The 26,790-nt window shown below is 69.8% G+C and carries 30 protein-coding genes and 5 tRNA genes; 9 read left to right on the top strand and 26 right to left on the bottom strand.

Annotated features, from left to right (window positions below; genetic code table 11):
* Positions 1-323: 323 nt before the first annotated feature.
* A complete protein-coding gene (locus tag OG959_RS08665; RefSeq protein ID WP_326657635.1) occupies positions 324-605 on the bottom strand; it encodes an acylphosphatase in 282 nt (93 codons plus the stop codon).
* 144 nt (positions 606-749) lie between these two features.
* On the opposite strand from OG959_RS08665, the gene OG959_RS08670 reads away from it, so the two are divergent.
* Positions 750-1,715, top strand: a complete 966-nt coding sequence (locus OG959_RS08670) for a CAP domain-containing protein (protein ID WP_326657636.1) — start codon at positions 750-752, stop codon at positions 1,713-1,715.
* A 126-nt stretch (positions 1,716-1,841) separates the two neighbouring features.
* Positions 1,842-2,243, top strand: coding sequence for a winged helix-turn-helix transcriptional regulator (locus OG959_RS08675; RefSeq protein WP_148021057.1), 402 nt, complete (start codon positions 1,842-1,844; stop codon positions 2,241-2,243).
* On the opposite strand, the gene mutM is transcribed toward OG959_RS08675, so the two are convergent.
* The 9 genes from mutM to OG959_RS08720 all read right to left on the bottom strand — a co-directional run bounded on the left by mutM (position 2,240) and on the right by OG959_RS08720 (position 12,438).
* Positions 2,240-3,094, bottom strand: a complete 855-nt coding sequence (mutM, locus tag OG959_RS08680; protein ID WP_326657637.1) for a bifunctional DNA-formamidopyrimidine glycosylase/DNA-(apurinic or apyrimidinic site) lyase — start codon at positions 3,092-3,094, stop codon at positions 2,240-2,242. The two genes, OG959_RS08675 and mutM, sit on opposite strands and share 4 nt — an antisense overlap.
* Positions 3,095-3,198: 104 nt before the next feature.
* The gene (gene rnc, locus OG959_RS08685) at positions 3,199-4,020 is read right to left on the bottom strand and encodes a ribonuclease III (RefSeq protein WP_148021055.1); all 822 of its coding nucleotides are present in this window, start codon (positions 4,018-4,020) and stop codon (positions 3,199-3,201) included.
* A 19-nt stretch (positions 4,021-4,039) separates the two neighbouring features.
* Positions 4,040-4,213, bottom strand: coding sequence for a 50S ribosomal protein L32 (gene rpmF / locus OG959_RS08690; RefSeq protein ID WP_003965982.1), 174 nt, complete (start codon positions 4,211-4,213; stop codon positions 4,040-4,042).
* 2 nt (positions 4,214-4,215) lie between these two features.
* Positions 4,216-4,824: a YceD family protein gene (locus tag OG959_RS08695; protein WP_326666283.1), complete on the bottom strand. Its 609-nt coding sequence runs from the start codon at positions 4,822-4,824 to the stop codon at positions 4,216-4,218.
* A gap of 214 nt (positions 4,825-5,038) precedes the next feature.
* The gene (locus tag OG959_RS08700) at positions 5,039-6,151 is read right to left on the bottom strand and encodes a cell division initiation protein (RefSeq protein WP_326657638.1); all 1,113 of its coding nucleotides are present in this window, start codon (positions 6,149-6,151) and stop codon (positions 5,039-5,041) included.
* A 98-nt stretch (positions 6,152-6,249) separates the two neighbouring features.
* Complete coding sequence (gene coaD / locus OG959_RS08705; protein WP_187285416.1) at positions 6,250-6,729, bottom strand: pantetheine-phosphate adenylyltransferase; 480 nt, start codon at positions 6,727-6,729, stop codon at positions 6,250-6,252.
* Positions 6,730-6,755: 26 nt separating this feature from the next.
* The gene (gene rsmD / locus OG959_RS08710) at positions 6,756-7,340 is read right to left on the bottom strand and encodes a 16S rRNA (guanine(966)-N(2))-methyltransferase RsmD (RefSeq protein ID WP_326657639.1); all 585 of its coding nucleotides are present in this window, start codon (positions 7,338-7,340) and stop codon (positions 6,756-6,758) included.
* Between the two features lie 118 nt (positions 7,341-7,458).
* Positions 7,459-10,698 (bottom strand): helicase-related protein, encoded by a 3,240-nt coding sequence (locus OG959_RS08715; protein WP_326657640.1) that lies wholly within the window; start codon positions 10,696-10,698, stop codon positions 7,459-7,461.
* 105 nt (positions 10,699-10,803) lie between these two features.
* Complete coding sequence (locus tag OG959_RS08720; protein WP_326657641.1) at positions 10,804-12,438, bottom strand: DAK2 domain-containing protein; 1,635 nt, start codon at positions 12,436-12,438, stop codon at positions 10,804-10,806.
* 257 nt (positions 12,439-12,695) lie between these two features.
* Between OG959_RS08720 and rpmB the strand changes: the two genes are divergently transcribed.
* Positions 12,696-12,881 (top strand): 50S ribosomal protein L28, encoded by a 186-nt coding sequence (rpmB, locus tag OG959_RS08725; RefSeq protein WP_003965989.1) that lies wholly within the window; start codon positions 12,696-12,698, stop codon positions 12,879-12,881.
* A gap of 91 nt (positions 12,882-12,972) precedes the next feature.
* Here the strand turns inward: rpmB and thiD are convergent, their stop codons facing one another.
* The gene (gene thiD, locus OG959_RS08730) at positions 12,973-13,782 is read right to left on the bottom strand and encodes a bifunctional hydroxymethylpyrimidine kinase/phosphomethylpyrimidine kinase (RefSeq protein ID WP_326657642.1); all 810 of its coding nucleotides are present in this window, start codon (positions 13,780-13,782) and stop codon (positions 12,973-12,975) included.
* A 10-nt stretch (positions 13,783-13,792) separates the two neighbouring features.
* On the bottom strand, positions 13,793-14,764 hold the full coding sequence (locus OG959_RS08735) for a thiamine-phosphate kinase (protein ID WP_326657643.1): 972 nt from the start codon (positions 14,762-14,764) through the stop codon (positions 13,793-13,795).
* Positions 14,765-15,072: 308 nt separating this feature from the next.
* On the opposite strand from OG959_RS08735, the gene OG959_RS08740 reads away from it, so the two are divergent.
* A complete protein-coding gene (locus OG959_RS08740) occupies positions 15,073-15,306 on the top strand; it encodes an Lrp/AsnC family transcriptional regulator (protein WP_064070330.1) in 234 nt (77 codons plus the stop codon).
* A gap of 20 nt (positions 15,307-15,326) precedes the next feature.
* A complete protein-coding gene (locus OG959_RS08745; RefSeq protein ID WP_326657644.1) occupies positions 15,327-15,815 on the top strand; it encodes a DUF3515 domain-containing protein in 489 nt (162 codons plus the stop codon).
* Between the two features lie 69 nt (positions 15,816-15,884).
* On the opposite strand, the gene OG959_RS08750 is transcribed toward OG959_RS08745, so the two are convergent.
* The 3 genes from OG959_RS08750 to OG959_RS08760 form a co-directional block, all read right to left on the bottom strand.
* Entirely contained in the window at positions 15,885-17,042 is a 1,158-nt protein-coding gene (locus tag OG959_RS08750; protein ID WP_219571302.1) for a D-alanine--D-alanine ligase family protein, read from the bottom strand.
* A gap of 77 nt (positions 17,043-17,119) precedes the next feature.
* Positions 17,120-18,130, bottom strand: coding sequence for an NAD(P)H-dependent glycerol-3-phosphate dehydrogenase (locus OG959_RS08755; RefSeq protein ID WP_326657645.1), 1,011 nt, complete (start codon positions 18,128-18,130; stop codon positions 17,120-17,122).
* Positions 18,127-18,879 (bottom strand): lysophospholipid acyltransferase family protein, encoded by a 753-nt coding sequence (locus OG959_RS08760; protein WP_326657646.1) that lies wholly within the window; start codon positions 18,877-18,879, stop codon positions 18,127-18,129. The genes OG959_RS08755 and OG959_RS08760 overlap by 4 nt, the downstream gene beginning before the upstream one ends.
* A gap of 160 nt (positions 18,880-19,039) precedes the next feature.
* On the opposite strand from OG959_RS08760, the gene cofC reads away from it, so the two are divergent.
* A complete protein-coding gene (gene cofC / locus OG959_RS08765; protein WP_326657647.1) occupies positions 19,040-19,723 on the top strand; it encodes a 2-phospho-L-lactate guanylyltransferase in 684 nt (227 codons plus the stop codon).
* Positions 19,724-19,733: 10 nt separating this feature from the next.
* Positions 19,734-19,937, top strand: coding sequence for a hypothetical protein (locus tag OG959_RS08770; RefSeq protein ID WP_326657648.1), 204 nt, complete (start codon positions 19,734-19,736; stop codon positions 19,935-19,937).
* 83 nt (positions 19,938-20,020) lie between these two features.
* Here the strand turns inward: OG959_RS08770 and OG959_RS08775 are convergent, their stop codons facing one another.
* The 4 genes from OG959_RS08775 to leuC form a co-directional block, all read right to left on the bottom strand.
* Positions 20,021-20,698, bottom strand: a complete 678-nt coding sequence (locus OG959_RS08775; RefSeq protein ID WP_326657649.1) for an HU family DNA-binding protein — start codon at positions 20,696-20,698, stop codon at positions 20,021-20,023.
* 143 nt (positions 20,699-20,841) lie between these two features.
* Positions 20,842-21,069, bottom strand: coding sequence for a hypothetical protein (locus OG959_RS08780; RefSeq protein ID WP_136330716.1), 228 nt, complete (start codon positions 21,067-21,069; stop codon positions 20,842-20,844).
* A gap of 104 nt (positions 21,070-21,173) precedes the next feature.
* On the bottom strand, positions 21,174-21,767 hold the full coding sequence (leuD, locus tag OG959_RS08785) for a 3-isopropylmalate dehydratase small subunit (RefSeq protein WP_148021041.1): 594 nt from the start codon (positions 21,765-21,767) through the stop codon (positions 21,174-21,176).
* Positions 21,768-21,772: 5 nt separating this feature from the next.
* On the bottom strand, positions 21,773-23,197 hold the full coding sequence (leuC, locus tag OG959_RS08790; RefSeq protein ID WP_326657650.1) for a 3-isopropylmalate dehydratase large subunit: 1,425 nt from the start codon (positions 23,195-23,197) through the stop codon (positions 21,773-21,775).
* A gap of 174 nt (positions 23,198-23,371) precedes the next feature.
* On the opposite strand from leuC, the gene ndgR reads away from it, so the two are divergent.
* On the top strand, positions 23,372-24,088 hold the full coding sequence (gene ndgR, locus OG959_RS08795) for an IclR family transcriptional regulator NdgR (RefSeq protein WP_003966003.1): 717 nt from the start codon (positions 23,372-23,374) through the stop codon (positions 24,086-24,088).
* Positions 24,089-24,150: 62 nt separating this feature from the next.
* Here ndgR and OG959_RS08800 read toward each other — a convergent pair whose 3' ends face one another.
* Positions 24,151-24,648 (bottom strand): DUF4188 domain-containing protein, encoded by a 498-nt coding sequence (locus tag OG959_RS08800; RefSeq protein ID WP_326657651.1) that lies wholly within the window; start codon positions 24,646-24,648, stop codon positions 24,151-24,153.
* 88 nt (positions 24,649-24,736) lie between these two features.
* On the opposite strand from OG959_RS08800, the gene OG959_RS08805 reads away from it, so the two are divergent.
* Entirely contained in the window at positions 24,737-25,378 is a 642-nt protein-coding gene (locus OG959_RS08805) for a MerR family transcriptional regulator (RefSeq protein ID WP_326657652.1), read from the top strand.
* Between the two features lie 95 nt (positions 25,379-25,473).
* Here OG959_RS08805 and OG959_RS08810 read toward each other — a convergent pair.
* The 6 genes from OG959_RS08810 to OG959_RS08835 all read right to left on the bottom strand — a co-directional run bounded on the left by OG959_RS08810 (position 25,474) and on the right by OG959_RS08835 (position 26,777).
* Positions 25,474-25,546, bottom strand: a tRNA-Glu gene (locus OG959_RS08810).
* Positions 25,547-25,574: 28 nt separating this feature from the next.
* Positions 25,575-25,646, bottom strand: a tRNA-Gln gene (locus tag OG959_RS08815).
* 12 nt (positions 25,647-25,658) lie between these two features.
* Positions 25,659-25,731, bottom strand: a tRNA-Glu gene (locus OG959_RS08820).
* Between the two features lie 60 nt (positions 25,732-25,791).
* Positions 25,792-25,864, bottom strand: a tRNA-Glu gene (locus OG959_RS08825).
* A 35-nt stretch (positions 25,865-25,899) separates the two neighbouring features.
* A tRNA-Gln gene (locus tag OG959_RS08830) sits at positions 25,900-25,971 on the bottom strand.
* Positions 25,972-26,057: 86 nt separating this feature from the next.
* Positions 26,058-26,777, bottom strand: a complete 720-nt coding sequence (locus OG959_RS08835) for an HAD family hydrolase (RefSeq protein WP_326657653.1) — start codon at positions 26,775-26,777, stop codon at positions 26,058-26,060.
* Between the last annotated feature and the right edge of the window lie 13 nt (positions 26,778-26,790).

The raw sequence follows: 26,790 nt of genomic DNA on the forward strand, positions 1-26,790 counted from the left end.
TGCCGAACAGCTAAGGTGCGCGGGGATTTCAGCGTCTCACCAAAAAGTTTGACGGTCAACACGATCACACCCTGTAGAGGTGGGCGTCCCGGGGGCGCGCGGCTTGACGATCATGCGGCGCGACTCTCCAGCGGGGCCCTCAGGGGCACGGAGATCATCCTTACTGCCGCAGCCTGGCATGGCAACGGAATCTTGGCAACCACCGGGTCATTCCGCAGGTCATTTCATGTGTACGCATGACCGCGCCCTTCGCCGTCACCCCTCGCCGCGCCTCGAACACAGCCCGAACACGAGCCGTGTTCCTCCCCCTCCCGGAGACCGGATCAGCGGATCGCGAATCCCTCATATCCGCCCCGCGGCGTGTCCCAGATCTCAGTGACTCCGTCAACGCGGCCGGGTGTGTCGTGCGAGCGCAGCCAATCCAGGAGACGGTGGCAATTCTCACGCGGCCCTTCTGCCACAACCTGCACTCTGCCGTCGTCGAGATTGAGGGCGAATCCGGTGAGGCCACCGATCTCCAAAGCGTTTGCCCTGGTGAACCAGCGGAACCCTACTTGCTGTACTCGGCCGCGTACCCAGGCGGTGAGCCGTACATCTTCGTTCATGCCCGAACGCTAACCGGCCAATTGCTCTCGGAGCACTTCTCGCCGAAACGCGATGGCGTACAGTCCCCTCGCAATAGCTTCACTCGATCGGGTGAGCCAGGGTGCGCCGACAACGGCGTCCAGATCGTCAGAAGGGCACAGCAGATGGGACGCCATCGACGCTCCGCCGCAGCTCCCGCCGCTGAACGGACCGCTGAGGGAACCGCAGGCCAGAACCGGGGGGCGCGCCGCAGGAAGCGGTCCGGCCTGCCGGTACGTACGGGACTGATCGGCGTCTCCGCGGCCATGGCCGTCGGAGCGGTGGCGGTCGCCTCCGGACTGCTGCCCGGCGGCGACAACTACAACGTGAGTGGCGGCCCGGCCGCCGACCAGGTGCGCTCCGAGGGGGCCCCGGACCTGCTGACGCAGGGCGGCTCCACGACCGCACCCGCCGGCCGCGCTTCCGCCTCGACCCCCGCGAGCCGCGGCACCGAGCGCCCCCAGGCACCCACGAAGTCGGCCTCCTCCAAGGCCGGCACGCCGTCCGCGTCCCCCTCGAAGACGTCCGAGCCGACGAAGACGAAGGCAGCGGCGGCCACCGCCACGGAGCAGGCGCGGCGCTCCGCCTCGAAGACCCCCACGGCCGGAACCACGAAGAGCTCGGCGCCGGCTTCCGCGTCGAGCCCGGCCAAGCCGACGGCCAAGGCATCGACCTCCGCGCCGGCCGCCCGCAAGACCACCGCACCGGCCGCCCCCACCTCGGCCCAGGCCGCCGTGCTCGCCCTGGTCAACCAGGAGCGTTCCAAGGTCGGCTGCAGCCCGGTGACCGCGAGCTCCTCGCTGGCCTCGCTCGCCCAGAGCTTCAGCGACGACATGGCTGCCCGCGGGTTCTTCGACCACACCGACCCGGACGGACAGTCCCCGTGGGACCGTGCCGCCAAGGCCGGCGTCTCGGGTCTCGGCGGCGAGAACATCGCCCGCGGCCAGGCCGACGCCGAGGCAGTGATGGAGGCCTGGATGAACAGCGAAGGCCACCGCGCAAACATTCTCAACTGCGACTACAAGACGCTCGGCGTCGGAGTCCACTTCGGTTCCGGCGGCCCCTGGTGGACCCAGGACTTCGGCTTCTGAGGTCTCCTCAGGTTCCCTGACGACCTCTGACCCCGCCCGTCCCGCACCAATCCCGTACGCCCCACTCGCTCACCCACGGAATGCGCAACCCCGTGGACAGCGCTGTGCGGGCGTACGCTGGTTTTCATGGAAGAGACCGGCGAGAGCGGCCCGGACGCCGCACTCCCCTTCGACGTGTTCTCCAAGCAGTGCGTCTCGCGCGGCACGCTGGAGCACATCACCGGCCGCTGGGGCGGCCTGACGCTCGGCGCCCTGTACGAGGGCAGCCTCAGGTTCAACGCCCTGCGGCGCCGCGTCGACGGGGTGAGCGAGAAGATGCTCTCCCAGACACTGCACGCGCTGGAGCGCGACGGTCTGGTGCACCGCGAGGCACAGCCGACCAATCCGCCACGGGTCGACTACGAGCTCACCGCCCTGGGGCGGCAGGTGGCCGAACGGCTGCTCGGCCTCATCGGGCTCGTCGAGAGCAGGATGTCCGAGGTCCTGGTGGCCCGGGAACGGTACGACCGGGCCCACGAGATCCGCTAGACGCGCGGCGGGCGCTGGCAGCGGGGGCAGAAGTAGCTCGACCGGTTCATCCAGGCGCGGCGTCGCATCGGCGTACCGCAGCGGTGGCACGGCTCGTCCTCGCGGCCGTAGGCATCGAGCGAGCGGTCGAAGTAGCCGGACTCGCCGTTCACGTTCACGTAGAGGCTGTCGAAGCTCGTGCCGCCCTGCGCCAGCGCCGCGTTCATCACGTCGCGGATGTGGCCGAGCAGCTCGGCCGACTTGGGGCGGGTCAGAGTCGCCGTCGCCCGGTCGTAGTGCAGCCTGGCGCGCCAGAGCGCCTCGTCCGCGTAGATGTTGCCGACGCCACTGATCAGCGACTGGTCGAGCAGGGCGCGCTTGACCGTCGTACGGCGCAGCCGCAGCGCGGTGTGGAACGCGGCGTCGTCGAAGGCCGGGTCCAGCGGATCGCGGGCGATGTGCGCGATGGTGTCGGGCAGTCCCTCGGCGGTGTTCTCGTGGAGGGAGAGCCCGCCGAAGGTGCGCTGGTCGACGAAGCGCAGCTCGGTGCCGACGGTGTCGTCGAAGCGGATCCTGATCCGCAGATGCTTCTCGTCGGGTGCGCCCGCGGGCTGTACGAGCAGTTGGCCGCTCATGCCCAGGTGGCCGAGGAGCGAGGTGGCCGCGTCGTCGAGCGGCACCCACAGATACTTGCCGCGGCGCATCGCCGTCCCGAGACGGACGCCGCCGAGCCGGGCCGTGAAGTCCGCACCGCCCGCGAGATGCCGGCGGACCGCACGGGGGTGCAGGACCTCGACCTGGCCGACCGTGCGCCCGGCGACCCATCGCTCAAGACCCCGCCGGACGACTTCGACCTCGGGCAGCTCGGGCACGGGCGCTCCTGAAGAGTGGTCCGAAGCGCCCGCAGGACGGTTCGGAAGCGGGTCGGAACAGAGAGAACCCCCCGGTGCGCTGGGCACCGAGGGGTTTCTCGGGGTCAGGCAGGAGCAACGTCCGTGGACGCCGGGTCGGCAGGGGTGTCGGCGGCCCCTCCGTCGGCAGCGGACTTCTCCGCGGCCTCCCGTGCTTCCGCGGCGGCGCTGATCTCGCGCCAGGCGGATTCTGCCGCCTGCTGCTCCGCTTCCTTCTTGCTACGGCCGGTGCCGGTGCCGTACGAGACACCACCGACGCGAGCAGCAGCAGTAAAGGTCTTCTCGTGGTCCGGGCCGGTCTCCGTGACGAGGTACTCGGGGACTCCGAGGCTCTCGCTCGCGGTGAGCTCCTGGAGACTGGTCTTCCAGTCCAGGCCGGCACCGAGGTTCGAGGACCTGTCGATCAACGGGTCGAAGAGCCGGTGAACCAGCTCCGAGGCCACGTCGAGGCCCTGATCGAGATAGACCGCACCGATCACCGCTTCAAGGGTGTCGGCGAGGATGGACGCCTTGTCCCGGCCACCCGTGCCCTCTTCACCGCGGCCGAGCCGGATGAAGGAGCCGAGTTCGAGGCCGCGGCCCACTTCCGCAAGCGCACGCGAGTTGACCACCGCGGCCCGCAATTTGGCCAGCTGGCCTTCAGGCAGGTCGGGGTGAGTGCGGTACAGCGTGTCCGTGACCACCAGGCCGAGCACCGAATCCCCGAGGAATTCGAGCCGCTCGTTGGTGGGCAGACCGCCGTTCTCGTACGCGTACGAACGATGGGTCAGCGCACGCACCAGAAGGGCGGACTCGAGGTGGTACCCGAGCCGCCCTTCCAGAAGCGTGTGGGACGAGGCTGTGTTGACGTTGTCTGCCTGCTTCTTGGCGTGGGACAACTCAGACATCGGGCCTCTCACCAGCCGCTCAGACCTCGAGGACCTGGCGCTTGTTGTACGTGCCGCAGCTGGGGCACGCGATGTGCTGCAGCTTCGGCTCCTGGCAACGCTCGCACGAAACCAGGGTGGGGACCGCAGCCTTCCACTGCGACCGGCGGTGGCGCGTGTTGCTGCGCGACATCTTCCGCTTCGGAACAGCCACGGCTACTTCTCCTGCTTCTCGTCGACGCCGGGATCGGCGCCGCCCATGTTGTCCTTCTCGCCGTCCTGAACGGTCTCGGCGAGTCCTTGCAATGCCGCCCATCGAGCATCGACGACATCGTGGTGGTGGCCCGGATTCTCGTCCAGCCTGATTCCGCATTCGGAACACAGACCGGCACAGGTCTCCGTGCACACCGGCTGCATCGGCAGTGCGAGCACCACCGCATCACGCAGCACTGACTCGAGGTCGAACAAGCCGTCCTCGAGGAAGAACCTGTCCTCGTCGTCCTCGGCGTCGTCGACCGGGTCCGCGGTCTTGCTGCGGTTCCGGTCATCGGCGTCAGGGTACGAGAACATCTCCTGGAAGTCCGCCTCCACCTGAAGGCTCAGCGGCTCCAGACACCTTACGCACTCCCCCTCGGCGGATGCACGGGCGGTGCCTGTGACAAGCACACCTTCCATGACCGATTCGAGGCGGACGTCCAGCTCCACCGGTGCGCCTTCCGGCACACCGATGACCCCGTCGATACCGAGATCCTTGGGGGCGTCCGCCGAGCGGGTCAGCCGCTTGAGGGCACCGGGACGCCGACCCAGCTCGTGCGTATCGAACACGAGAGGGTTTCGGTGGTCGAGGTGGCCGTTCAGGGCTTTTCCTGCTTTCGAATCATGCGCATCACGCGTGGTGGGGGTGGGCCGACCGGTTCGGAATCGAAGCGGGCAGCCGGGATCGCGGACATACGCGCGACCGAAGAGCCAGGATACTGGACACACCGCCCAGCTCCCAATCCGCCCCTGATCCGGGGCCGGGACCCGGCCCCGGGAGCGCTCAGCGCTCCTGTTCGTACCGTCGGAGCTGTTCCAGGTCGATCATGCTGGTGTCGAACAGACTGGTCTCGTCCAGTGCGCCCTCGCCGTGCTGCTGGAGGGGCTGCTGCTGGGCCTGTACCGGCTGCTGCCAGGCGTCGTAACCCTGCGCCGGCATGGGCACCTGGACCTGGCTGGGGTCGTAGCCCTGCTGCTGGTACCCCGCGTACGGGTCGGGCTGCTGCTGATAGCCGGCGTACGGGTCGGGCTGCTGGGCCTGGCCCTGGTACGCGTCCTGCGGCTGCTCCTGGTACGCGTACGTCTGCGCGTACTGCGGCTCCGGCTGCGCCGGGTACTGCGGCTCGCTGTGCTGCTGGGGCACGGGAAGCGGCTCCGGAGTGGCGATCTCGGCGAGGCCGGCCCAGTGGTCCTCGTCGCTGGTGCGGCCCTGGGCGCCCGCGGCGTCCTGCGCGGCCATGTGCGCACCGAGGTCGTCGGTGGCGACCCGGCCGTGCAGCTTCTGCCGGCCGCGGCCGACGGCCTCCAGGGTCTTGGCGAGCACCGCCTCGAAGGCACCGAGCTTGGTGTCCACGTACTCGTCGGCCCGGCGCTGGAGCGTGGCCGGGTCGGCGCTGCGCTCGGGGGCCTCGGCAAAGTCCGGGTCCTCGTAGCCCTGCTCGTCGAAGCCCTGGCCCCGGCCGAGGAGCTTCTCGCGGCCCCGGTCGACCGAGCCGATCGTCTTGGTGAGGACGACCTCGAAGTTGGCGAGCTTGCTGTCGACGTACTCGTCGGCCTCGGCGCGGACCTCCTCGGCGTCCTTGCGGGCCTCACCGAGGATCCGGTCGGCCTCCGCCTGGGACTGCCGGGCGATCTCCGTGCCGGAGATGAGCGAGCCGCGCTCGGCGTGGGCGCTCTCGATGATCCGCCCCGCTTCCTGGCGGGCCTGCTCGACGAGTTGCTCGTGACCGCCGATGACCTGCGCGGCCTGTGCGAGCGAGCCGGGCAGGGCCTCGCGCACCTCTTCGAGCATCGAGAGCAGTTCGGCGCGGTTGACCACGCAGGACGCCGACATGGGCATGGACCGGGCGTTCCCGACCGCTTCGACGATCTCGTCGAGCTTCTTCTGCACGTCCACCGTGTGCTCGCCACTCTCTACTGCCGATTGGAGACGGACGGGACGACTGTACGGCCAGTCGGCCCCCGCCCGACACCTGGTGACGGACTGTCAGCGCCTCACTGCTGAGCGAGGCGCTCGGTCAGTGCCTCGTGGACCAGCGGAGGCAGCAGGTGCGAGACGTCTCCGCCCCAGGTCGCCACCTCCTTGACCAGGGAGGACGACAGGAAACTGTAGGTCGGGTTGGTCGGCACGAAGAGCGTTTCGACGCCCGAGAGCCCGTTGTTCATCTGGGCCATCTGGAGTTCGTAGTCGAAGTCGCTGACGGCCCGCAGGCCCTTCACGATCGCCGGGATGTCGCGCTGCTTGCAGAAGTCGACCAGCAGCCCGTGGAAGGCCTCGACCTGGACGTTACCGAAGTCCGCGGTGACCTGACGGATCAGCTCGATCCGCTCGTCGACCGTGAACAGGCCCTTCTTGGACTGGTTGATCATCACCGCGACATGTACGACGTCGTACAGCTTCGAGGCACGGCCGATGATGTCGAGATGTCCGTTGGTGATGGGGTCGAACGACCCCGGGCAGACGGCGCGGCGCAACTTGATTCCCTCGCTCTCCGGTCCGGTCATCGTGCGTCTTCGCACGTAGCGGCGGCGCGACCGTACCAAAGCGTTCCCTCGCCGTAGCGACGGGCCCGCAATGGCTCGAATCCCTTGGGCCAGCTGAATTCTCCGCCTCTGGTGCTGCGTTCTACCGTGACGAGCGCATCGCCTGTGAGCCACCCCTGGGCACGGAGTGTGAGCAGGATCTCGCCAAGATCGTCGTCGGTGACGGCGTAGGGAGGATCGAGGAAGACCACGTCGTACGGGTCCGCGGGCGCCGGTCCTGTCACGATCTGTTCCGCTTTGCCGGCGCGGACCTCGGCGCCGGGCAGGCCCAGGGTGCGGACGTTGTCGCGGACGGTGCGGACGGCCTTGGCGTCGGCCTCGACGAGCAGGGCGTGGACCGCTCCGCGGGAGAGCGCTTCGAGGCCGACGGCCCCCGAGCCCGCGTAGAGGTCGGCGATCCGGATGCCGTCGAGGGTGCCGAGGAGCGCCTGCCAGGTGGAGAACAGGCCCTCGCGCGCCCGGTCCGAGGTGGGGCGGGTGCCGGTGCCGGGCGGGACGGCCAGGCGGCGTCCGCCGGCCACGCCTGCGATCACGCGGGTCATGGGTGTCTGTTCCTCGGGTCGGGGGGCGGCGCGCAGGGTGCTGCGGGCGCCGTGCCACCCACGATATGGCGTCGGGGCGGACGGAGCTCCCCCGGGCGCCCACCCCTCCCCCGGCACGTCACCCCTTGTCGAGGTACTCCTCGCGGTCCTTGTCGAGCAGGGCATCGAGCGCGATCCGCAGTTCGGGCAGGTGCTCCAGGTCCGGGTCGGCCGCCACGACCGTGACGGCCTCCTGCCGGGCGGCGGCGATGACCTCCTCGTCGTCGATGACGCTAAGGACCCGGAGCGAGGAGCGGACCCCGGACTGGGCCTGGCCGAGGACGTCGCCCTCGCGCCGCTGTTCGAGGTCGATCCGGGAGAGCTCGAAGCCGTCGAGGGTGGCGGCGACGGCGGAGAGCCGGGCGCGGGCGGGGCTCGCCTCGTGGGCCTCGCTGACCAGCAGGCACAGGCCGGGGGCGGATCCCCGGCCGACCCGGCCGCGCAGCTGGTGGAGCTGGGAGACGCCGAACCGGTCGGCGTCCATGATCACCATCGCGGTGGCGTTGGGAACGTTGACCCCGACCTCGATGACGGTGGTGGCCACCAGGACGTCCACCTCGCCCGCGGCGAAGCGCCGCATCACGTCGTCCTTGGCATCGGGGTGCATCCTGCCGTGCAGCACCTCGACGCGCAGACCCGTGAGCGGGCCCTTGGCCAGCTGCTCGGCGATCTCCAGGACGGCGAGCGGAGGGCGTTTGTCCCCCTCCTTCCCGGCCTTCTCCTCGTCGGCCTTCTTCTTCCCCTTCTTCTTGGCGTCGTCCTCGTCGTCGCCGATGCGGGGGCAGACCACGTAGGCCTGGTGGCCGTTCTCCACCTCTTCGCGGACCCGTTCCCAGGCCCTGCTGAGGAAGTGGGGTTTGTCCTTGGCGGGGACGACATGGGTGGCGATCGGCGAGCGGCCGGCCGGCAGCTGGTCCAGGACCGAGGTCTCCAGGTCGCCGAAGACGGTCATGGCGACCGTTCGCGGAATGGGGGTGGCGGTCATGACGAGCAGATGCGGCGGCTGCTTGCCCTTGGAGCGCAGGGCGTCGCGCTGTTCCACGCCGAAGCGGTGCTGCTCGTCGACGACGACCAGTCCCAGGTCGTGGAACTGCACCTTGTCCTCGATCAGCGCATGCGTTCCGATGACGATCCCGGCCTCGCCGGTGACCAGGTCGAGGAGAGCCTGCCGACGGGCGGCCATGCCCATCGATCCGGTGAGCAGCACCACCTTCGTGCCCTGGTCGGAGCCGCCCAGCATGCCGCCCTCGGCCAGCTCCCCCATCATCTCGGTGATCGACCGGTGGTGCTGCTGCGCGAGGACCTCCGTGGGCGCGAGCATGGCGGCCTGTCCGCCGGCGTCGACGGTGCCGAGCATGGCGCGCAGCGCGACCATCGTGTTGTGCGTGACCGTGAAGTGGTCGGTGACGTACGCATGGCTGGGGTGCGCGACGCTGATGCACTGGACCGGCTTGCGACCGACGTACTCGACCGAGCGAATTCCACGCCGGAACGTGTGGTATTCCGGCCGAGTCCGCATGCGAGATGCCTTGCGAGCAAGCCGAAACGGCACGTACTCGGCGGGCATGGCAATCGACACGTCGAAAGCCGCCTGCTTCGGATGCACCCTGGCACGTCCACCGAGTGAACGAACGAGCCAGGCCACGTCATCGGCCAACTGCCGAGAGGCCGAGCTGAACGAGACACACACACCCTGAGCGTCCACGGTCCCGTCCGTGTCCATGAGCCCCTGCAAGACAGCAAGCCGATGCTTGATCGACGTGTTCTTGAATACGGGCGGGATGAATTTGTGGTGCGCCGTGGAACCCCACAGTTTCAGCGCACGCAACACGCTGATCAGCGGGTTCCCTTGTGATCCGCTCCTCGGCCCCGTCATCCGGATCGTGTAGTCGCACGTAGAGCCGGGCACGGGCACCAGTTCGCAGTCAGGTCCGAGTGCGGATCGCGCTGCGTCCAGGATCTCGTCATCGGCCGTGGACAGACGGAGGTTGTGGCGGAATGAGCCGTCCCCGAGCAGAAGTCCGAAAACGTAGGGATCAAGGGGCAGTTCCGACCCCGATGTGAGATCGACCGGTGCGGCGGAGGGGAGATACCACTTGGACGACCCGTTGGCCTCGTATGTGTCCATCCTGATCTCGCGCGTCGTCATCACCTTGGGTGTTTCCCCCCGGGCCCATGCACAACTGGTCCCGACGATCCACAAATGCTCGTCATCGGCTTCGACCACCGTGACATCGGACAGGACAAGCCGCCAGACATCCCTTTCGCCCTGAGGAAAGACCCCGTCGACCGTCGCTACCTCGCCGGTAGGAACCACTACCTCGTCGCCCCGTACGACATTCCCCATAGCCTTGTAGCCCTCGGGGGTCAGAACCAGCGAGTCGAGCGGCTGTGCTTTCCCCGATCCGACCTCGCCCTGGAGCAGCCGGTGCATCGGGTGCTCGGTGGCCAGCTCGTCGAAGATCTCCTTGGAGACCTTGAGCTGGCCGTCGGTGAGGGTGAACGGCAGCTTGGCGTCGAAGGTGTCGAGGAGTCCGCCGGGGACCGGCTTGCGGGCGACGGCGGGCAGCTGGGTGTCCGCGTACCTGCGGCGGGCCAGGGCGACCTGGAGGACGAAGGCCTCGTCCCATTTCAGCCGGTCCCTGGCCGCGGCGACGTCCGCCTTGGTCTGCGGCCGGTGGATCTTCAGGAGGGCCTCGGGCAGCGGGGTGAAGCCGCGGCCCTCGCGCAGCGTGGCCGGGAGCGGGTCCACGGCCTCCTGGGCGCTGGGCAGTACGGCGTCGACCGCCTTGGCGATGCGCCAGGAGTCGAGCTGTTTGCAGGCGGGGTAGATCGGAAGCAGCTTCCCGGCGAAGGCGTCGACGGCCTCGGTCGCACCGGCCTCGTCGGTGGCCTCGGCGTCCAGCAGCTGGTACGTGGGGTGGGCCAGCTGCATCTTGCGGTTGAAGACGGACACCTTGCCGGCGAACATGGCCCGCCGGCCCGGGAGCAGTTCCTTGTGCGGCTTGTGGACGCCGTGGCCGAAGAAGACCAGCTGGAGCCGGCCGTGGCCGTCGGTGAGGGTCACTTCGAGGCGCCTGCCCCGGCCGCCGTTGAACGTCATCACGCGGGCGTCGTCGACCTGCGCCACGACCGTCACGTGCTCGTCGAGCGGAAGGTCGGTCAGCGCCGTGAGCCGGCCGCGCTCCTCGTACCGCCGCGGGTAGTGATGCAGGAGATCACCGACCGTGTGCAGGTCGAGGTGCTCGGCCATCACCTTCGCGGTGGCGCCACCGAGCAGCTTCTTGAGGGGTTCGTCGAACGCAGACACGCGATCCATTGCACACCACGCCACTGACAGTTGTCCGCCGGGCAGCGCCGGAACCCCGGAATCCCGCGTGCGGCGGCACTGCTCGATGCCGGATTCCCGCGGCCCGCGGCGGTGCTACTCCACGCCGATCAGCAGCGGAGCGCACTGGCGGCCGCCGCGGTAGACCACCGTGTCCACCGCCAGGTAGCCCTCGCGGACGTGTTCCTCCAGCGTGTCGGCCAGGGTGTCGGGGACGTCCTCCCCGAGGACCAGGGTGACCAGTTCACCGCCCGCCGCCAGCATCCGGTCCAGCACCTTCCGTGCCGTCTCGGGGACGTCCTCGCCGATGACGGCCACATCACCGTCGATCAGGCCGAGGATGTCGCCGGCCTGGCAGATGCCCGCCATGGTCCAGGACTGCCGTTCGGCGACGGCCAGTTCGGCGTAGCGGGTGGCGCCGGCCGCCGCGGTCATCGCGACGACGTCCTCGTCGAAGCTGCGGTCCGGTTCGTGGACGGCCAGGGCCGCGATGCCCTGGACCGCGGCCCGGGTGGGGATGAGGGCGACCCGGATGCCCTCGGTCCTGGCCTGCTCGGCGGCGGCCGCCGCGGTGTGGCGCAGGTCCCCGTCGTTGGGCAGGAGCACCACCTCGCGGGCGTGCGCGCGGCGGATGGCGTCCACGAGTTCACCGCTGGCCGGGGGCTCCCCCGGCCGCGCGAGCACCGTCGTCGCCCCGGCCTCCGCGCACAGGCCGCCGAGGCCGTCGCCCGGGACGACCACGACGACGGCGCGCTGGGCGGGCTCGGGGCGGGCGTGCAGCCGGTCCGCGGCGAAGTGGGTGATCCGGATGCGGTACGGCCGCCCGGCCTCGACACCGGCCTCCACCGCCGCTCCCGCGTCGTCCACGTGCACATGGACGTTCCACAGCCCGTCGCCGCCGACCACCACGAGGGAGTCGCCCAGCCCGTCGAGCCGGGTGCGCAGCCGCTCCACCGCCTGGTCCCCGGCCTCCAGCAGATAGATGACCTCGAAGGCCGGCCCGTCCTGCGGACCGTCGCCCGCGGAGCAGTCCCCGGCGGGCGCGAGGGCCGGAGCCGGAGCGGCCGGAGTCTCGTACGCCCGTTCCGGGGCCCGGCCCGAAACCGCCTCGACCAGCGCGCCGAGCACCGCCACCAGCCCCCGTCCGCCGGCGTCGACGACCCCGGCCCGGCCGAGGACGGCAAGCTGTCCCGGGGTCGCGTCCAGGGCCGTCCGCGCCCCTTCGTACGCCGCCCGCACCACCGCGGGCGCTCCGGCGCCGTCCGCCACCCGTTCCGCGGCGGTGGCGGCCGCGGCCGCCACGGTCAGGACGGTGCCCTCGACGGGGTGTGCGACCGCTTCGCGGGCCGAGGCGGCGGCTCTGGTCAGCGCGAGGCACAGCCGCCCGGCGCCCGCTCCCTCGCCCAGTACCTCGGCCATGCCGCGCAGCAGTTGCGCCAGGATCGTGCCGGAGTTCCCGCGGGCCCCGATCAGCGCCCCGTGCGCCATGGCGCGTACCGCGTCGGCGGTGGAGGGGACCGAGGTGCCGGTCTCGTGGGCGGCGAAGACCGCCTCGACGGCCGCCGCCGCGGATTCCACGGTCAGGTAGAGATTGGTGCCGGTGTCGCCGTCGGCGACGGGATACACGTTGATCGCGTCGATGGCCTCGCGTTCCCGGCCCAGTGCGTCCAGCGCCAGTGAGCACCAGGTACGCACCGCGACGGCGTCCAGGTCGTCGGCGGTCTGCGGCACCTGATGGTCCTCCTCGAAACGCGTACCGGGACGGCGGGCTGCACCGCAGACTAGTGCGCGGCACCGGCTCCGGCCGACGGCCGGGGCGGGGCGGGCGGCTGTGCACCCATGGTAGTTTCGTATCTCCGACGCAGCCGTTGTATGCTGCTTCGGTTGCCCGGCGAGAGTCGGGAACATCCCCCGGTACCGCCACTTCAGTCAATGAATCCGGCGTGCCGGAATTCACTGTAAGTGCATCTGAAGTTTTGGAGTGACCCGTGGCTGCCAACTGCGACGTTTGCGGCAAGGGGCCGAGCTTCGGCAACAGCATTTCGCACTCGCACCGCCGTACGTCCCGTCGCTGGAATCCCAACATCCAGCGCGTGCGTGCCGTGGTCGGGCGGACGCCGAAGCGGCTCAACGTCTGCACCTCGTGCATCAAGGCCGGCAAGGTCGCGCGCTGACGTTCCCGTCGTAGCGCAGCCCTACCGGTTGCCCAAAAAGCCGGTCCACCTCGGTGGACCGGCTTTTTGCTGTGCTGTGGCGAGGAGCGGGTCAGCGGGCGTCCCGCAGCCGCCACCCGTGGTCGACCGGGCCGATCCCCGATCCCAGCGGGAAGCCCGCCATGATCGCGCCGGTGACATAGGTCTTCGCGGCCCGTACCGCCGTGGGCACGTCCTGGCCCAGGGCCAGTCCGCAGGCGATGGCGGAGGCGAGGGTGCAGCCCGTGCCGTGGGTGTGGCGGTTGTCGTGACGGGGGGCGCGCAGCCAGTGCTCCTCGGCGCCGTCCGTGAGCAGGTCGACGGGTTCGCCCGGCAGATGACCGCCCTTGACGACGACCCAGCGGGGCCCGTATCCGAGCAGGGCGGCCGCGGCCTGCCGCATTCCGGCCTCGTCGGTGACCGTGATGCCGGTGAGCTGTGCCACTTCGTCGAGGTTCGGGGTCGCCACGGTAGCGACGGGCAGTAGTTTCGTGCGCACCGAGTCGAGCGCCTCGGCGGCCAGCAGCGGGTCACCGTGCTTGGAGACGCCGACCGGGTCGACGACTACGGGGGCGTCCGTACCGGCGAGGAGGGCGGCGACGGTCTCGACGAGCAGCGCCGACGCCAGCATGCCGGTCTTGACCGCGTTCACCCCGATGTCGTCCACGACGCTGCGGTACTGGGCGCGTACGGCTTCGGCGGGCAGTTCCCAGGCGCCCTGGACACCCAGCGAGTTCTGCGCGGTGACGGCGGTCAGCACGCTCATGCCGTGGGTGCCGAACGCCAGCATCGTCTTCAGGTCGGCCTGGATGCCCGCACCGCCGCCGGAATCGGATCCGGCGACGGTGAGCACACGGGGCGGTACGGCGGTAGGTATCGGCATACGCAGCAATCTACTGGGCGTCCTCGATGTCACCGAAGTGGTCCCAGCCGCTCTTGCTCGTCCAGGGCGCCCCGTCGACCGTCACCTGCGGCAGCGCGGACGGGTTGAGGACCTCTCCGATCACCTTCCAGCGGGCCGGCAGCTTCACGTCCGGGGGGAACGTCGCGACGATCGCGTGGTCCTCGCCGCCGGTGAGCACCCACTGGAGCGGGTCCACGCCGACGGCCTGCCCGATGTCGGACATCTGGGACGGGATGTCGATCAGCCCGGAACGCAGGTCGATGCGGACCTTGCTGGCCTCGGCGATGTGGCCGAGGTCGGCGACGAGCCCGTCGCTGACGTCCGTCATCGCGGTGGCGCCGAGTCCGGCCGCCGCGGGGCCCGCGTGGTACGGCGGTTCGGGGCGGCGGTGGGCCTCCACGAACGCGCGGGGCGAGCGGAATCCGCGCGAGAGCACGGCGTACCCGGCGGCGGACCAGCCGAGCCAGCCCGTGACGGCGACGACGTCGCCGGGCTGGGCGCCCGCCCTGGTGACGGGTTCGTGGTTGCGCAGATCACCGAGCGCGGTAATGGCGACGGTGATGGTGTCACCGCGCACCACGTCGCCGCCGACCACGGCCGCCCCCGCGACCTGGCACTCGTCGCGGATGCCGTCCATCAGCTCCCCGGCCCAGGTGACCGGGAGTTCGGCGGGGACGACGAGGCCGAGGAGCAGTGCGGTGGGCACGGCGCCCATGGCGGCGATGTCGGCGAGGTTCTGTGCGGCGGCCTTGCGGCCGACGTCGTACGCCGTCGACCAGTCACGCCGGAAGTGCCGTCCCTCCAGCAGGATGTCCGTGCTGGCCACGACCCTGCGGTCGGGGGCGGTGATGACCGCGGCGTCGTCGCCGGGGCCCAGCCGTACCGCCGGAGTGGTGGTGAGCCGGGAGGTCAGTTCCCTGATGAGCCCGAACTCCCCCAACTCGCCCACGGTTCCCTTCACCGAGTCTCACCTCTCATCTATGGGGCCGGACGCGCGTCCGGCCTGCTTCGGCGGCCGGGTGTCCGGACCGTGCACCGCCCTGGTGGTCACGGGCACACCTGTCCCGCCTGTCCCCCGTCCGCGCCGCTGAGCTTGCGGTCGCGGGCTTTCACTGCTGTCGGTACTGTCAAGAGATACGTCAACTTGTGTGTTGTGTACGCCACGCTGTGGGCGTCATCCGGCCCGCAGGTCTCCCCGCGGCCCACGGCAACGCGATAACGTGGCGTCCCTTTCCCCCACATGATCCTCGTGGCCGCCCTGGAGGTTCCGTGGTACAGGCGTACATCCTTATCCAGACAGAGGTGGGCAAGGCGTCGACAGTCGCCGAGACCATCGCCAAGATTCCGGGAGTGATCCAGGCAGAGGACGTCACCGGCCCCTACGACGTGATCGTGCGGGCCCAGGCCGACACGGTCGATGAACTCGGACGCATGGTGGTCGCCAAGGTCCAGCAGGTGGACGGCATCACCCGAACCCTGACCTGTCCGGTCGTTCACCTGTAGCCCCCGTCTACGCTGGGCCGGTGACATCTTCCTGCCGCCGGCTCCCCCACCCCGTGCTCCTCGGTCCGTCCGCCGCCCTGGTGCTCCTGGCCGCGGTGGGCTGCACTTCCACGGATCCGTCGGCATCGGTCACGGTGCCCACGCCCTCCTCGGAAGCCGCAGCCTACTGCCGCGCCCTGCACAAGGAGCTGCCGCGTTCCGTAGCCGGTCTGGAGCGCACTGATCCCGCGCCCCGTTCGGATCTGACCGCCGGGTGGGGGGACGGGGCGATCGTACTGCGCTGCGGTGTCGCGCGCCCCGCGAAGATGGACGACTCACAGTCGAAGGCCGCCGAGGCCGACGGCGTCAACTGGCTGCTGGAGCAACGGGAGGACGACGGCCCCCGGTTCACGACCACCCTGCGCAAGGCGTATGTGGAGGTCACGCTCTCGGCGGCGTACGCGCACGACGCGACCCCGCTGGCCGCCTTCGCCGCATCGGTCAAGAAGACGGTTCCCAGCAGCCTCTAGGGCCGTGCAGCCGGCACAGGGAGTGCCGCTCCGCCCGGGGCGGCACTCCCTGTGCTGTGCCGGTGCCTCTCAGCGCAGGCCGGTCGGCCGGTCCAGCGCCGCCTGGATGAGCCGGTCCACCAGCTGCTGGTAGCTGACGCCGCTCTCCTGCCACATGCGCGGGTACATGGAGATCGGGGTGAAGCCCGGCAGGGTGTTGATCTCGTTGATGACGAATCCGCCGTCCTCGGTGAGGAAGAAGTCGGCACGCACCAGCCCCTCGCAGGAGGCGGCCTCGAAGGCCTCGACCGCGAGCCGCTGGACCTCGGCGGTCTCCTCGTCGGTGAGCGGGGCGGGCACGATGCCGGACGCCGCGTCGATGTACTTGGCCTCGAAGTCGTAGAAGTCGTGCGAGGTGACCGGCGGGATCTCGGCGGGCACGCTGGCGCGCGGACCGTCCTCGAACTCCAGCACCCCGCACTCGATCTCGCGGCCCCGCAGCAGCGACTCCACAAGGAACTTGGGGTCGTGGCGGCGGGCCTCCTCGATCGCCTCGTCGAGGCCGGAGGCGTCGTCGACCTTGGTGATGCCGATGGAGGAGCCGGCCCGGGCGGGCTTGATGAAGAGCGGCCAGCCGTGCTCGCCGGCGAAGTCCGTGATGCGCTTGCGGGCGCCCTGGGGGTCGTTGTCCCACTCCCGGGGGCGCACGACCACGTACGGCCCGACGGGGAGCCCGAAGGAGGTGAAGACGCGCTTCATGTACTCCTTGTCCTGGCCGACCGCCGAGGCGAGGACACCGGCGCCCACGTACGGTACGCCGGAGAGCTCCAGGAGGCCCTGGAGCGTGCCGTCCTCACCGTAGGGACCGTGCAGGACGGGGAAGACGACGTCGACCTCGCCGAGCGCCTTGGGGACCGATCCGGGCTCGCTGTAGACCACTTCACGGCTGCCGGGATCGACGGAGAGGACCACGCCGCCCTCGTCGGACTCGGCCAGTTGTGCCACGTCGGGCATCTTCCGGTCCGTGATGGCCATGCGTTCGGGTTCGTCGGCGGTGAGCGCCCAGCGTCCGTCCGTCGTGATGCCGATCGGCAGGACGTCGTACTTCGTCCGGTCGATCGCGTTCAGGACCGCACCGGCCGTGACCACCGAAATGCCGTGTTCGGAGCTGCGGCCGCCGAACACGACGGCCACACGCGGCTTGCGGAGCTGCTGCTCCGTACTCTGGGGGAGGTTCTCGCTGCTCATATCGCGATGAGCGTACCTGCTGGTACGGGTCACGTCAGCGCGGCCGGGGCCGTCCGGGGCCGAACGGGGTCAGCTTCTCAGTGCCGTTCGGCCTTGGCGCTGCGCGACATGAGTTCCTTGACCGCGACCATGGGCGGCTTGCCCTCGTGGACGATGCCGACGACCGTCTCGGTGAGAGGCATCTCGACTCCGTGCCGTCGGGCCAGGTCGAGCACGGACTCGCACGACTTGACGCCCTCGGCGGTCTGCTTGGTGACGGCGATGGTCTCCTGGAGCGTCATGCCGCGGCCGAGGTTGGTGCCGAAGGTGTGGTTGCGCGAGAGCGGCGAGGAGCAGGTCGCCACCAGGTCGCCGAGGCCCGCGAGTCCGGAGAAGGTCAGCGGGTCGGCGCCCATGGCCACACCGAGGCGGATGGTCTCGGCCAGGCCGCGGGTGATGAGCGAGCCCTTGGTGTTGTCGCCGAGCCCCATGCCGTCGGCGATGCCGACGGCCAGCCCGATGACGTTCTTGACGGCGCCGCCGAGCTCGCAGCCGACCACGTCGGTGCTCGTGTACGGGCGGAAGTACGGGGTGTGGCAGGCGGCCTGGAGGCGGCGTGCGACGGACTCGTCCTGGCAGGCGACGACCGCTGCCGCGGGGCGGCGTTCGGCGATCTCCTTGGCGAGGTTGGGGCCGCTGACGACGGCGATACGGTCGGCGGAGACCTTCGTGACGTCCTCGATGACCTCGCTCATCCGCTTCGCGGTGCCGAGTTCGACGCCCTTCATCAGCGAGACCAGGACCGTCTGCGGCTCCAGGTGCGGGGCCCAGTCGGCGAGGTTGGCGCGCAGCGTCTGGGACGGCACGACGAGGACCGCGAAGTCGGCCCCGCGCAGCGCTTCGGCGGCGTCCGTGGTGGCCCGGACCGACGCGGGAAGTTCGATGCCCGGCAGGTAGTCGGGGTTGGTACGGGTCGTGTTGACGGCCTCGGCGACCTCGGCCCGGCGCGCCCAGAGGGTGACGTCGCAGCCCGCGTCGGCGAGGACCATGGCGAAGGCCGTACCCCATGAGCCGGTTCCGAAGACGGCTGCCTTTACGGGGTGCGTCACTTGGGTCCCTCTCCTTCGGCCTTGCGCCGTTGTTGTGCTCGGGCCTTGCGGTGGTCGTAGGGCTCGGCGGGCGCCTTCTCGCCGCGCACCTCCTCCAGCTGTGCGGTGACCGCGAGCATGATGACCTCGGTCGCCTCGCGCAGCACGTCGGGCGTCGGCTCCAGGTCGTAGAACCGGGAGAGGTCGACGGGCGGTCCTGCCTGGACCTGGAGGGTCTTGCGGGGGAAGAGGCGGAACTTGTTCTCCGTGGCGTAGGGCGGCACCGCCAGGTTGGCGCCCCACTGCGCGACCGGGATGACCGGGGCACGGGTCATCAACGCGACGCGGGCGGCGCCGGTCTTGCCGGCCATGGGCCACATGTCGGGGTCACGGGTGAGGGTGCCCTCGGGGTAGAAGGCGACGCACTCGCCGCGCTCGATGGCGTCGACGGCGGCCCGGAAGGCGTCCAGCGCGTTCGTCGTCTCGCGGTACACGGGGATCTGGCCGGTGCCGCGCAGCATCATCCCGACGAAGGGGGTCTTGAAGAGGCCCGCCTTGGCAAGGAGCCGCGGCACCCGTCCGGTGTTGTACTGGAAATGCCCGTACGAAAGCGGGTCCAGGTACGAGTTGTGATTGACCGCGGTGATGAATCCGCCGTCGGCCGGAATGTGTTCCATTCCCCGCCAGTCGCGCTTGAACAGAATCACCAGCGGCGGTTTCGCGATGACCGCTGCCAGGCGGTACCAGAAGCCGATTCTGCGGCGGGACACTCGGACACCTTCCTCTATGGCCTGACTGTGGAGCCGACTCCTGACCGACTACCGACGGTCAAGTCTCGCCCCAGGCCCCTGCTCTGTCGAGAACACCGTACGCCTCACCTTCCGGACCGACCCTCCGGGTTGTCGCACCGGCAGGCGAGAATAGGCGGCCATGCGCACCGAGGGGGAGACCGCCACGAACACCGACCCGACCGGCCCCTGGTCACTGGTCGTCCCGCTGAAGCCCCTGGCGCGGGCGAAGAGCAGGCTGACGCCCGCTTCCGGCGCCCTGTTGCGGCCCCGGCTGGCCCTGGCGTTCGCCCGGGACACCGTGTCGGCCGCGCTGTCCTGCCCGGAGGTCGCCGATGTGGTGGTCGTCACGGACGACACGACGGCCGGGGCGGCGCTGGCGGCGCTCGGGGCCCGGATCGTGGCCGACGCCCCGGCGGCCGGGCTCAACGCCGCGCTCGCACACGGTGAACGCGTGGTGCGCACGGGCAGGCCGCGGGCGGCCGTCGCCGCGCTCAACGCCGATCTGCCCGCACTCCGGCCGGCGGAATTGTCCCGTGTACTCGAATTTTCTGGCGCTTTTCCCCGGGCTTTCGTGTGCGATGCCGCAGGAATCGGAACGACATTTCTCGCCGCTGGGCCGGGCGTGGAATTGCGCCCGTCTTTCGGCGGCCCGTCCAGGGCCCGGCATCTCGCGTCGGGGGCGGTGGAGATCCCCCTGACCGGTATCGATTCGGTGCGCCAGGACGTGGACACGGGCGACGATCTGCGGGCGGCTCTGGCGCTGGGGGTCGGCCCGTACACGGCGGGGCGCTGGGCCGCGGGGGTCCGGGCGGCGGACCGATAGGCTGCCGCCCATGCAGGCGACCTCGTACACGTACGACCCCGAGACCCGCACCGGCAGTGTGCTGCTCGACGACGGCACCCCGGTGGAGTTCGACGCCCCGGCCTTCGACGCCGGCGGCCTGCGGCTGCTGCGTCCGGGGCAACGGGTGCGGATCGAGGGACAGGGCGAGGGTGCCGCGCTGCGGATCACCCTGGTCACGCTGCAGACGTTCTGAGCGTCCCGGAACAGCCCGCGGGCCGGGCTCCCCGAGGGGAGCCCGGCCCGGCGCGTGTGTGAGGAGCCCTGAGGTTCCGGTCCTCACTTCTTGCGTGCAGTGGCCTTCTTGGCCGTGGTCTTGCGCGCTGTGGTCTTCTTCGCGGGCGCCTTCTTCGCCGTGGTCTTCTTGGCGGGCGCGGTCTTCGCGGCGACGGCCTTCTTGGCGGTCGCCGTCTTCTTCGCCGCCGCCGGGGTCGCCTTCTTCGCGGCCGCCGTGGTCTTCTTCGCCGCCGCGGACGTCTTCTTCGCGGTGGCCTTCTTGGCGGTGGCGGTGGTCTTCTTCGCCGGAGCCACCGCCTTCTTGGCGGTGGCGGCCTTCTTGGCCACGGCCTTCTTCGCGGTGGCCTTCTTGGCGGCGGCCTTGGCCGTCGTACGGGTGGAAGAACCGCCCGAGAGGCTGCCCTTGGGGGCCTTCTTCACGGCCACGTCGTTCTTGGGGAGCTTCTTCGAGCCGCTCACCAGGTCCTTGAAGCCCTGTCCCGCACGGAAGCGGGGCACCGAGGTCTTCTTGACCCGTACGCGCTCACCCGTCTGCGGGTTGCGGGCGTAGCGGGCGGGGCGGTCGACCTTCTCGAACGAGCCGAAGCCGGTGACCGAAACCCGGTCACCTGCGACAACCGCACGAACGATCGCGTCGAGCACCGCATCGACGGCGTCCGCGGCCTGCTGACGGCCGCCGACCTTGTCGGCAATCGCTTCTACGAGCTGCGCCTTGTTCACGTCTTCCCCTTCGGAGACATCGCCCGAACGAAACTGTTCAGGCTTTTTCGCACGTTAGGCAGATATATACCGCAAATCAAACACGAAACGGGCTAATCACCCTAGTGCCGCAACGAAGTCGACCGCTGCGCAGTTCCGCAGAGTCAGTCACCTTCGGGGAATCGGCCCTCATCGAGGTCCTTCATCAACCGGTCCAGACGCCTTGCCGCATCCGGTAGATCGTGCTTTGCCGCGGCCGTGACGACCAACAGCTTCCGGTTCAGCGCCATCCGTACGCCCTCCGGGACTTGCAGTGCACGCACTCGTGAGTGCGCTTCCTTCAATTGGTCGGCGACTTGGCCGTAAAGCTTGAGTTGGCTGTCGCGTTCCATGCACCGATTGTGCCATCTGGGGCGAGTTGTCGCCCGACGGGGTCTCAACAAGCGACTGCGCCCCCTACCAGAAGGCAGGGGGCGCAGTACGGGAAACGCGCTGCTCAGGCGTTAATTGTACGGGGCTTGTGGGCCGGCCTGGCCGCCTCGTAGGCCGCGATGTCCGCTTCGTTCTGAAGGGTGAGGCTGATGTCGTCCAGACCGTTCAGCAGCCGCCAGCGGGCGTTCTCGTCGAGCTCGAAGTCGGCGGTGATGCCCTCGGCGAGGACCTGCCGCTTCTCCAGGTCGACGGTGATCTCGGCCGTCGGGTCGGCCTCGGCCAGGTCCCAGAGGGCGTCGACGACCTGCTGGTCCAGGACCACGGTCAACAGCCCGTTCTTCAGCGAGTTACCGCGGAAGATGTCGGCGAACCGGGAGGAGATGACGGTCTTGAAGCCGTAGTTCTGGAGCGCCCAGACGGCGTGCTCGCGGGACGAGCCGGTACCGAAGTCGGGGCCGGCCACCAGGACCGAGGCGCCCTTGCGCTCGGGGCGGTTGAGGACGAAGTTCTCGTCCTTGCGCCAGGCCTCGAAGAGTCCGTCCTCGAAGCCGTCCCGGGTGACCTTCTTCAGCCAGTGGGCGGGGATGATCTGGTCGGTGTCGACGTTGCTGCGGCGCAGCGGGACGGCCCGGCCGGTGTGTGCGGTGAAAGCTTCCATGATTCTCAGACTCCGGCGGGCGTACGGACGTCGGACAGGTCGGCCGGCGAGGCCAGATGGCCCAGCACGGCGGTGGCGGCGGCGACCTGCGGGGAGACCAGGTGCGTACGGCCGCCCTTGCCCTGCCGGCCCTCGAAGTTGCGGTTCGAGGTCGAGGCGGAGCGCTCGCCGGGGGCCAGCTGGTCGGGGTTCATACCCAGGCACATCGAGCAACCCGCGTGCCGCCATTCGGCGCCGGCGGCGGTGAAGACCTTGTCCAGGCCCTCCTCCACGGCCTGCAGGGCGACCCGGACGGAACCCGGGACGACCAGCATCCGTACGCCGTCGGCGACTTTGCGGCCGTCCAGGATCGCGGCCGCGTTCCGCAGGTCCTCGATCCGGCCGTTGGTGCAGGAGCCTACGAAGACGGTGTCGACGTTGATCTCGCGCAGCGGCTGGCCGGCGGTCAACCCCATGTACTCCAGGGCCTTTTCGGCGGCGTTGCGCTCCGATGCGTCCTCGTACGAAGCAGGGTCGGGGACGTTGGCCGACAGCGGCGCGCCCTGGCCCGGGTTGGTGCCCCAGGTGACGAACGGCGCCAGTTCGGCGGCCTCGATGACCACCTCGGCGTCGAAGACCGCGTCGTCGTCCGTGCGCAGCGTCTTCCAGTACGCGACGGCCGCGTCCCAGTCCTCGCCCTGCGGGGCGTGGTCCCGGCCCTGCAGATAGTCGAAGGTGGTCTGGTCGGGGGCGATCATGCCCGCCCGCGCACCGGCCTCGATCGACATGTTGCAGATGGTCATCCGGGCCTCCATCGAGAGCTTCTCGATGGCGGAGCCGCGGTATTCGAGGATGTAGCCCTGGCCGCCGCCGGTGCCGATCCGCGTGATGATGGCGAGGATCAGGTCCTTGGCGGTGACGCTGTCGGGCAGTTCGCCGTCGACGGTGATCGCCATCGTCTTCGGGCGGGCCAGGGGCAGCGTCTGGGTGGCGAGCACGTGCTCGACCTGGCTGGTGCCGATACCGAACGCGAGGGCGCCGAACGCACCGTGCGTGGAGGTGTGGGAGTCGCCACAGACGACCGTGGTGCCGGGCTGGGTCAGGCCCAGCTGCGGGCCGACCACGTGCACGACGCCCTGCTCGATGTCGCCCAGCGGGTGCAGCCGGACGCCGAACTCCGCGCAGTTCTTGCGCAGGGTCTCCAGCTGAGCGCGGGAGACCGGGTCGGCGATCGGCTTGTCGATGTCGAGGGTCGGGGTGTTGTGGTCCTCGGTGGCGATGGTGAGGTCGAGGCGCCGCACCGGGCGTCCGGCCTGCCGCAGACCGTCGAAGGCCTGCGGGCTGGTCACCTCGTGCAGCAGGTGCAGATCGATGTAGAGGAGGTCGGGCTCACCTTCGGCGCGCCGGACGACATGGTCGTCCCAAACCTTCTCCGCGAGTGTCCTACCCATCGCTTTCCCTCCGGCCGGCGTCGTCGCCGGCCCAACTAGAGATTCGGTGCGCCCCCGTCCGGACCCCCGTGCGGGGCGGTGGCTACGGGCCGTTGTGGGGCCGCCCGTACAGGTTCGCAACTTCCCTGGAAAATTGAACTTGCGTTTCACAGAGTGAGACGCGAGTATCGTCGTATGGACAACTCTAGCGGCGTCGGCGTTCTCGACAAGGCAGCTCTGGTATTGAGCGCCCTGGAGTCCGGACCGGCCACCCTCGCCGGGCTGGTAGCGGCGACCGGGCTCGCACGACCCACGGCTCATCGGCTGGCCGTGGCACTGGAACACCACCGCATGGTGGCAAGGGACATGCAGGGCCGTTTCATTCTCGGCCCCCGTCTGTCGGAGCTCGCCGCCGCGGCGGGCGAGGACCGGCTGCTCGCCACGGCGGGACCGGTGCTCACCCACCTCCGCGACATCACCGGCGAGAGCGCTCAGCTCTATCGCCGGCAGGGCGACATGCGCATCTGCGTGGCGGCGGCGGAGCGGCTGTCCGGTCTGCGGGACACCGTGCCGGTCGGCTCCACGCTCACCATGAAGGCGGGCTCCTCCGCCCAGATCCTGATGGCCTGGGAGGAGCCCGAGCGCCTCCACCGCGGTCTCCAGGGTGCCCGCTTCACCGCGACGGCGCTCTCCGGCGTACGGCGCCGGGGCTGGGCCCAGTCGATCGGCGAGCGCGAACCGGGCGTCGCCTCGGTCTCCGCTCCCGTGCGCGGCCCCTCGAACCGGGTGGTCGCCGCGGTCTCGGTCTCCGGACCGATCGAACGGCTGACCCGCCACCCGGGCCGGATGCACGCCCAGGCCGTCATCGACTCGGCCGCCCGGCTGAGCGAGGCACTCCGCCGCACCGGCTGAGCCTCGCTCCGTACCCCTTCACCAGAGCCGCCCCAGCGTCGTGGCGGCCCTCCTCCAGAACCTCACTGCGCGCCGGAACGGTGCGCGAACCGGTCCGCCCCACGGCGGCCCCGCTTCTCGATCGGCAGCGCCCCGGTCGCCGCGGCCAGTCCGTACGCCGGCATATCCGCGTAGATGGACTCGTGGCCGCCCTCGGGCACGACATAGGTCTCGTGCCACAGCCCCACGTGCTGCCGGGACTTCTTCTCCTTGCGGTTGATCATCGCCCACGCCTTGCGGTGCAGCATGTCCGGCGCCGCGGCGTACGCGTAGAGCTTCTCCTTCGACTCCCAGTACTGGACGACGTAGTACGTCCTCGGCGAGCCGGTCAGCAGGTTGTACCCGAGCAGCCCTCGGCTCTTGTCCCGGCTCAACTCCCGCAGCAGGCGCGGCATCGCGAGAAGGACCGGGAGCCAGTGGTGCACCCCCCGGAAGTGGTTGATCCGCATGCCGATCAGCAGGATCACCACGTCCCCTTCGGCCGCCGCGGTCGTCCGTCCCGGAATCGGTTTCGCAAACATGCGGGCCCCCTGGCTTCGTTGGAGAGTGGAACTATCCAATGGTTGGATCGTGGCACCGCCCAAGAGGCGGCGCAAGGGAGGGGACGGAATGCGGCTCTCGGAACTGAGTGAGCAGAGCGGCGTGAGCACGGCGACGATCAAGTACTACCTGCGCGAGGGACTGTTGCCGCCGGGACAGCGGGTGAGCGCGACGCAGGCGGAGTACGACGACAGCCATGTGCGCCGGCTGCGGCTGATCCGGGCACTGCTCCAGGTGGGCCGCCTGCCCGTCGCCACGGCCCGCGAGGTGCTGAACCACGCGGACGACGAGTCCCTGGGCCGGACGATCCGGCTGGGCGCGGCCCTGTGGTCTCTGCCGCACGGTCCGGACCCGGACGAGGAGGCGCCGGAGACGGTGGCCGCCACCGCCGAGGTCGAGCGGCTGCTGGACCGGCTGGGATGGTCGACCTCGCGGGAGATCGGCTCCCTCTCCCCCGCGCACCGGTCACTGGTCGCGTCCCTGGCCACCCTCATCCGCCTCGGCTACCCGTGCGAGGGCGACTACCTGGCGGACCACGCGCGCCTGATGCACGAAGTGGCGGTCCGCGACCTGGACATGATGGAGACCTATCCGACCGAGTCGGAGCAGGTGGAGATGGCGGTCGCCGCCGCGGTGCTCTACGAGCCGCTGCTGGCGTCCCTGCGCCGGCTGGCCCAGGAGGAGGAGTCCGCCCGGCGGTACGGGCTCTGAGTCGACGCTGTACGGATTCCGGGCCGCCAACGACCCGCGCGGACAAGCAGAAGGCCCTTCACCGGAGTGAAGGGCCTTCGTCTGCTGCTCTGTTGTACCCCCGACCGGATTTGAACCGGCGCTACTGCCGTGAGAGGGCAGCGTGCTAGGCCGCTACACAACGGGGGCTTGGATACTGCGACTTGCTTGCCTTGCGCTGGGCTACCAGGACTCGAACCTAGAATGACGGTACCAGAAACCGTAGTGTTGCCAATTACACCATAGCCCATGGTGTTACAAGTACCCCCGACCGGATTCGAACCGGCGCTACTGCCGTGAGAGGGCAGCGTGCTAGGCCGCTACACAACGGGGGCCCTAGCGATCCTGCATCGAAAACGTGGGTGCGACCCAGGTGTTCTCGCGGGAAGGATCTGTACCCCCGACCGGATTCGAACCGGCGCTACTGCCGTGAGAGGGCAGCGTGCTAGGCCGCTACACAACGGGGGCTTGTTCCTGCAACTTACTTGTCTTGCTGTCTTGCGCTGGGCTACCAGGACTCGAACCTAGAATGACGGTACCAGAAACCGTAGTGTTGCCAATTACACCATAGCCCACTGAAACGCAACCCCTGAGGGGTGTTGTCTCTGTCTGCGCTTCCCGTCCGGATCTTTCGTTCCGCTTGGGCGGCGCAGGAAGAACATTACCCGAAGGTGTCCGGCGCTCCAAAACGGGTATTGCCTGCCAGCAGGCCGGGCAGCTGGTCGAGGGCCGTGATCCGGACGAGTTCGGGCCGTCCGCCCCGTCCGTACCGGTCCAGCCAGATGCCCGCGAGACCGGCGGCCATCGCGCCGCGGGCGTCGATGTCGGGTTCGTCCCCCACGTAGACGACCTCCGCCGGCGGCAGGTCCAGCGCCTCGCAGGCGGCGAGAAACGCCTCGGCGGCAGGCTTGGAGACGCCCAGTTCCGCCGCGCACAGGACGGTCTCGAAGCGGTCGCGCACCCCGAGCACGGTCAGCTTGTGGTGCTGCTGTTCCAGGGCGGAGTTGGACAGCACGGCGTGCCGGTAGACCCCGGTCAGCGCGTCGAGTGTGGGCACGGTGTCCGGGAAGAGCGCCCAGGCGGCCTCGTAGTGGGCGATGTGGCGCTCGAACCAGGCGTCGGCCGCCGCGTCGTCCAGGGGGCGCGCGAGGAAGTCCCTGGCCCGGTCGCGGCGCTGGCCCTGCCAGTCGGTCTCCCCGTCGGAGAACCGCTGCCAGTGGATCCGGGTGAGCCGCCCCCAGGCGTCGAGGGCCTCGTCGGCGGTGGCGTATCCCTCGGGCAGCCCCTCGGCCGCGAGATGCCGGGACATGCCGGTGGCTGCGGCCGTCGTGTAGTCGAAGAGTGTGTCGTCCACGTCCCAGAGGACAGCTCTGATCGGCATGATCCGACTCTAC

The sequence above is a fragment of the Streptomyces sp. NBC_00385 genome, from assembly GCF_035917155.1.
Classification (GTDB): Bacteria; Actinomycetota; Actinomycetes; order Streptomycetales; family Streptomycetaceae; genus Streptomyces; species Streptomyces poriferorum.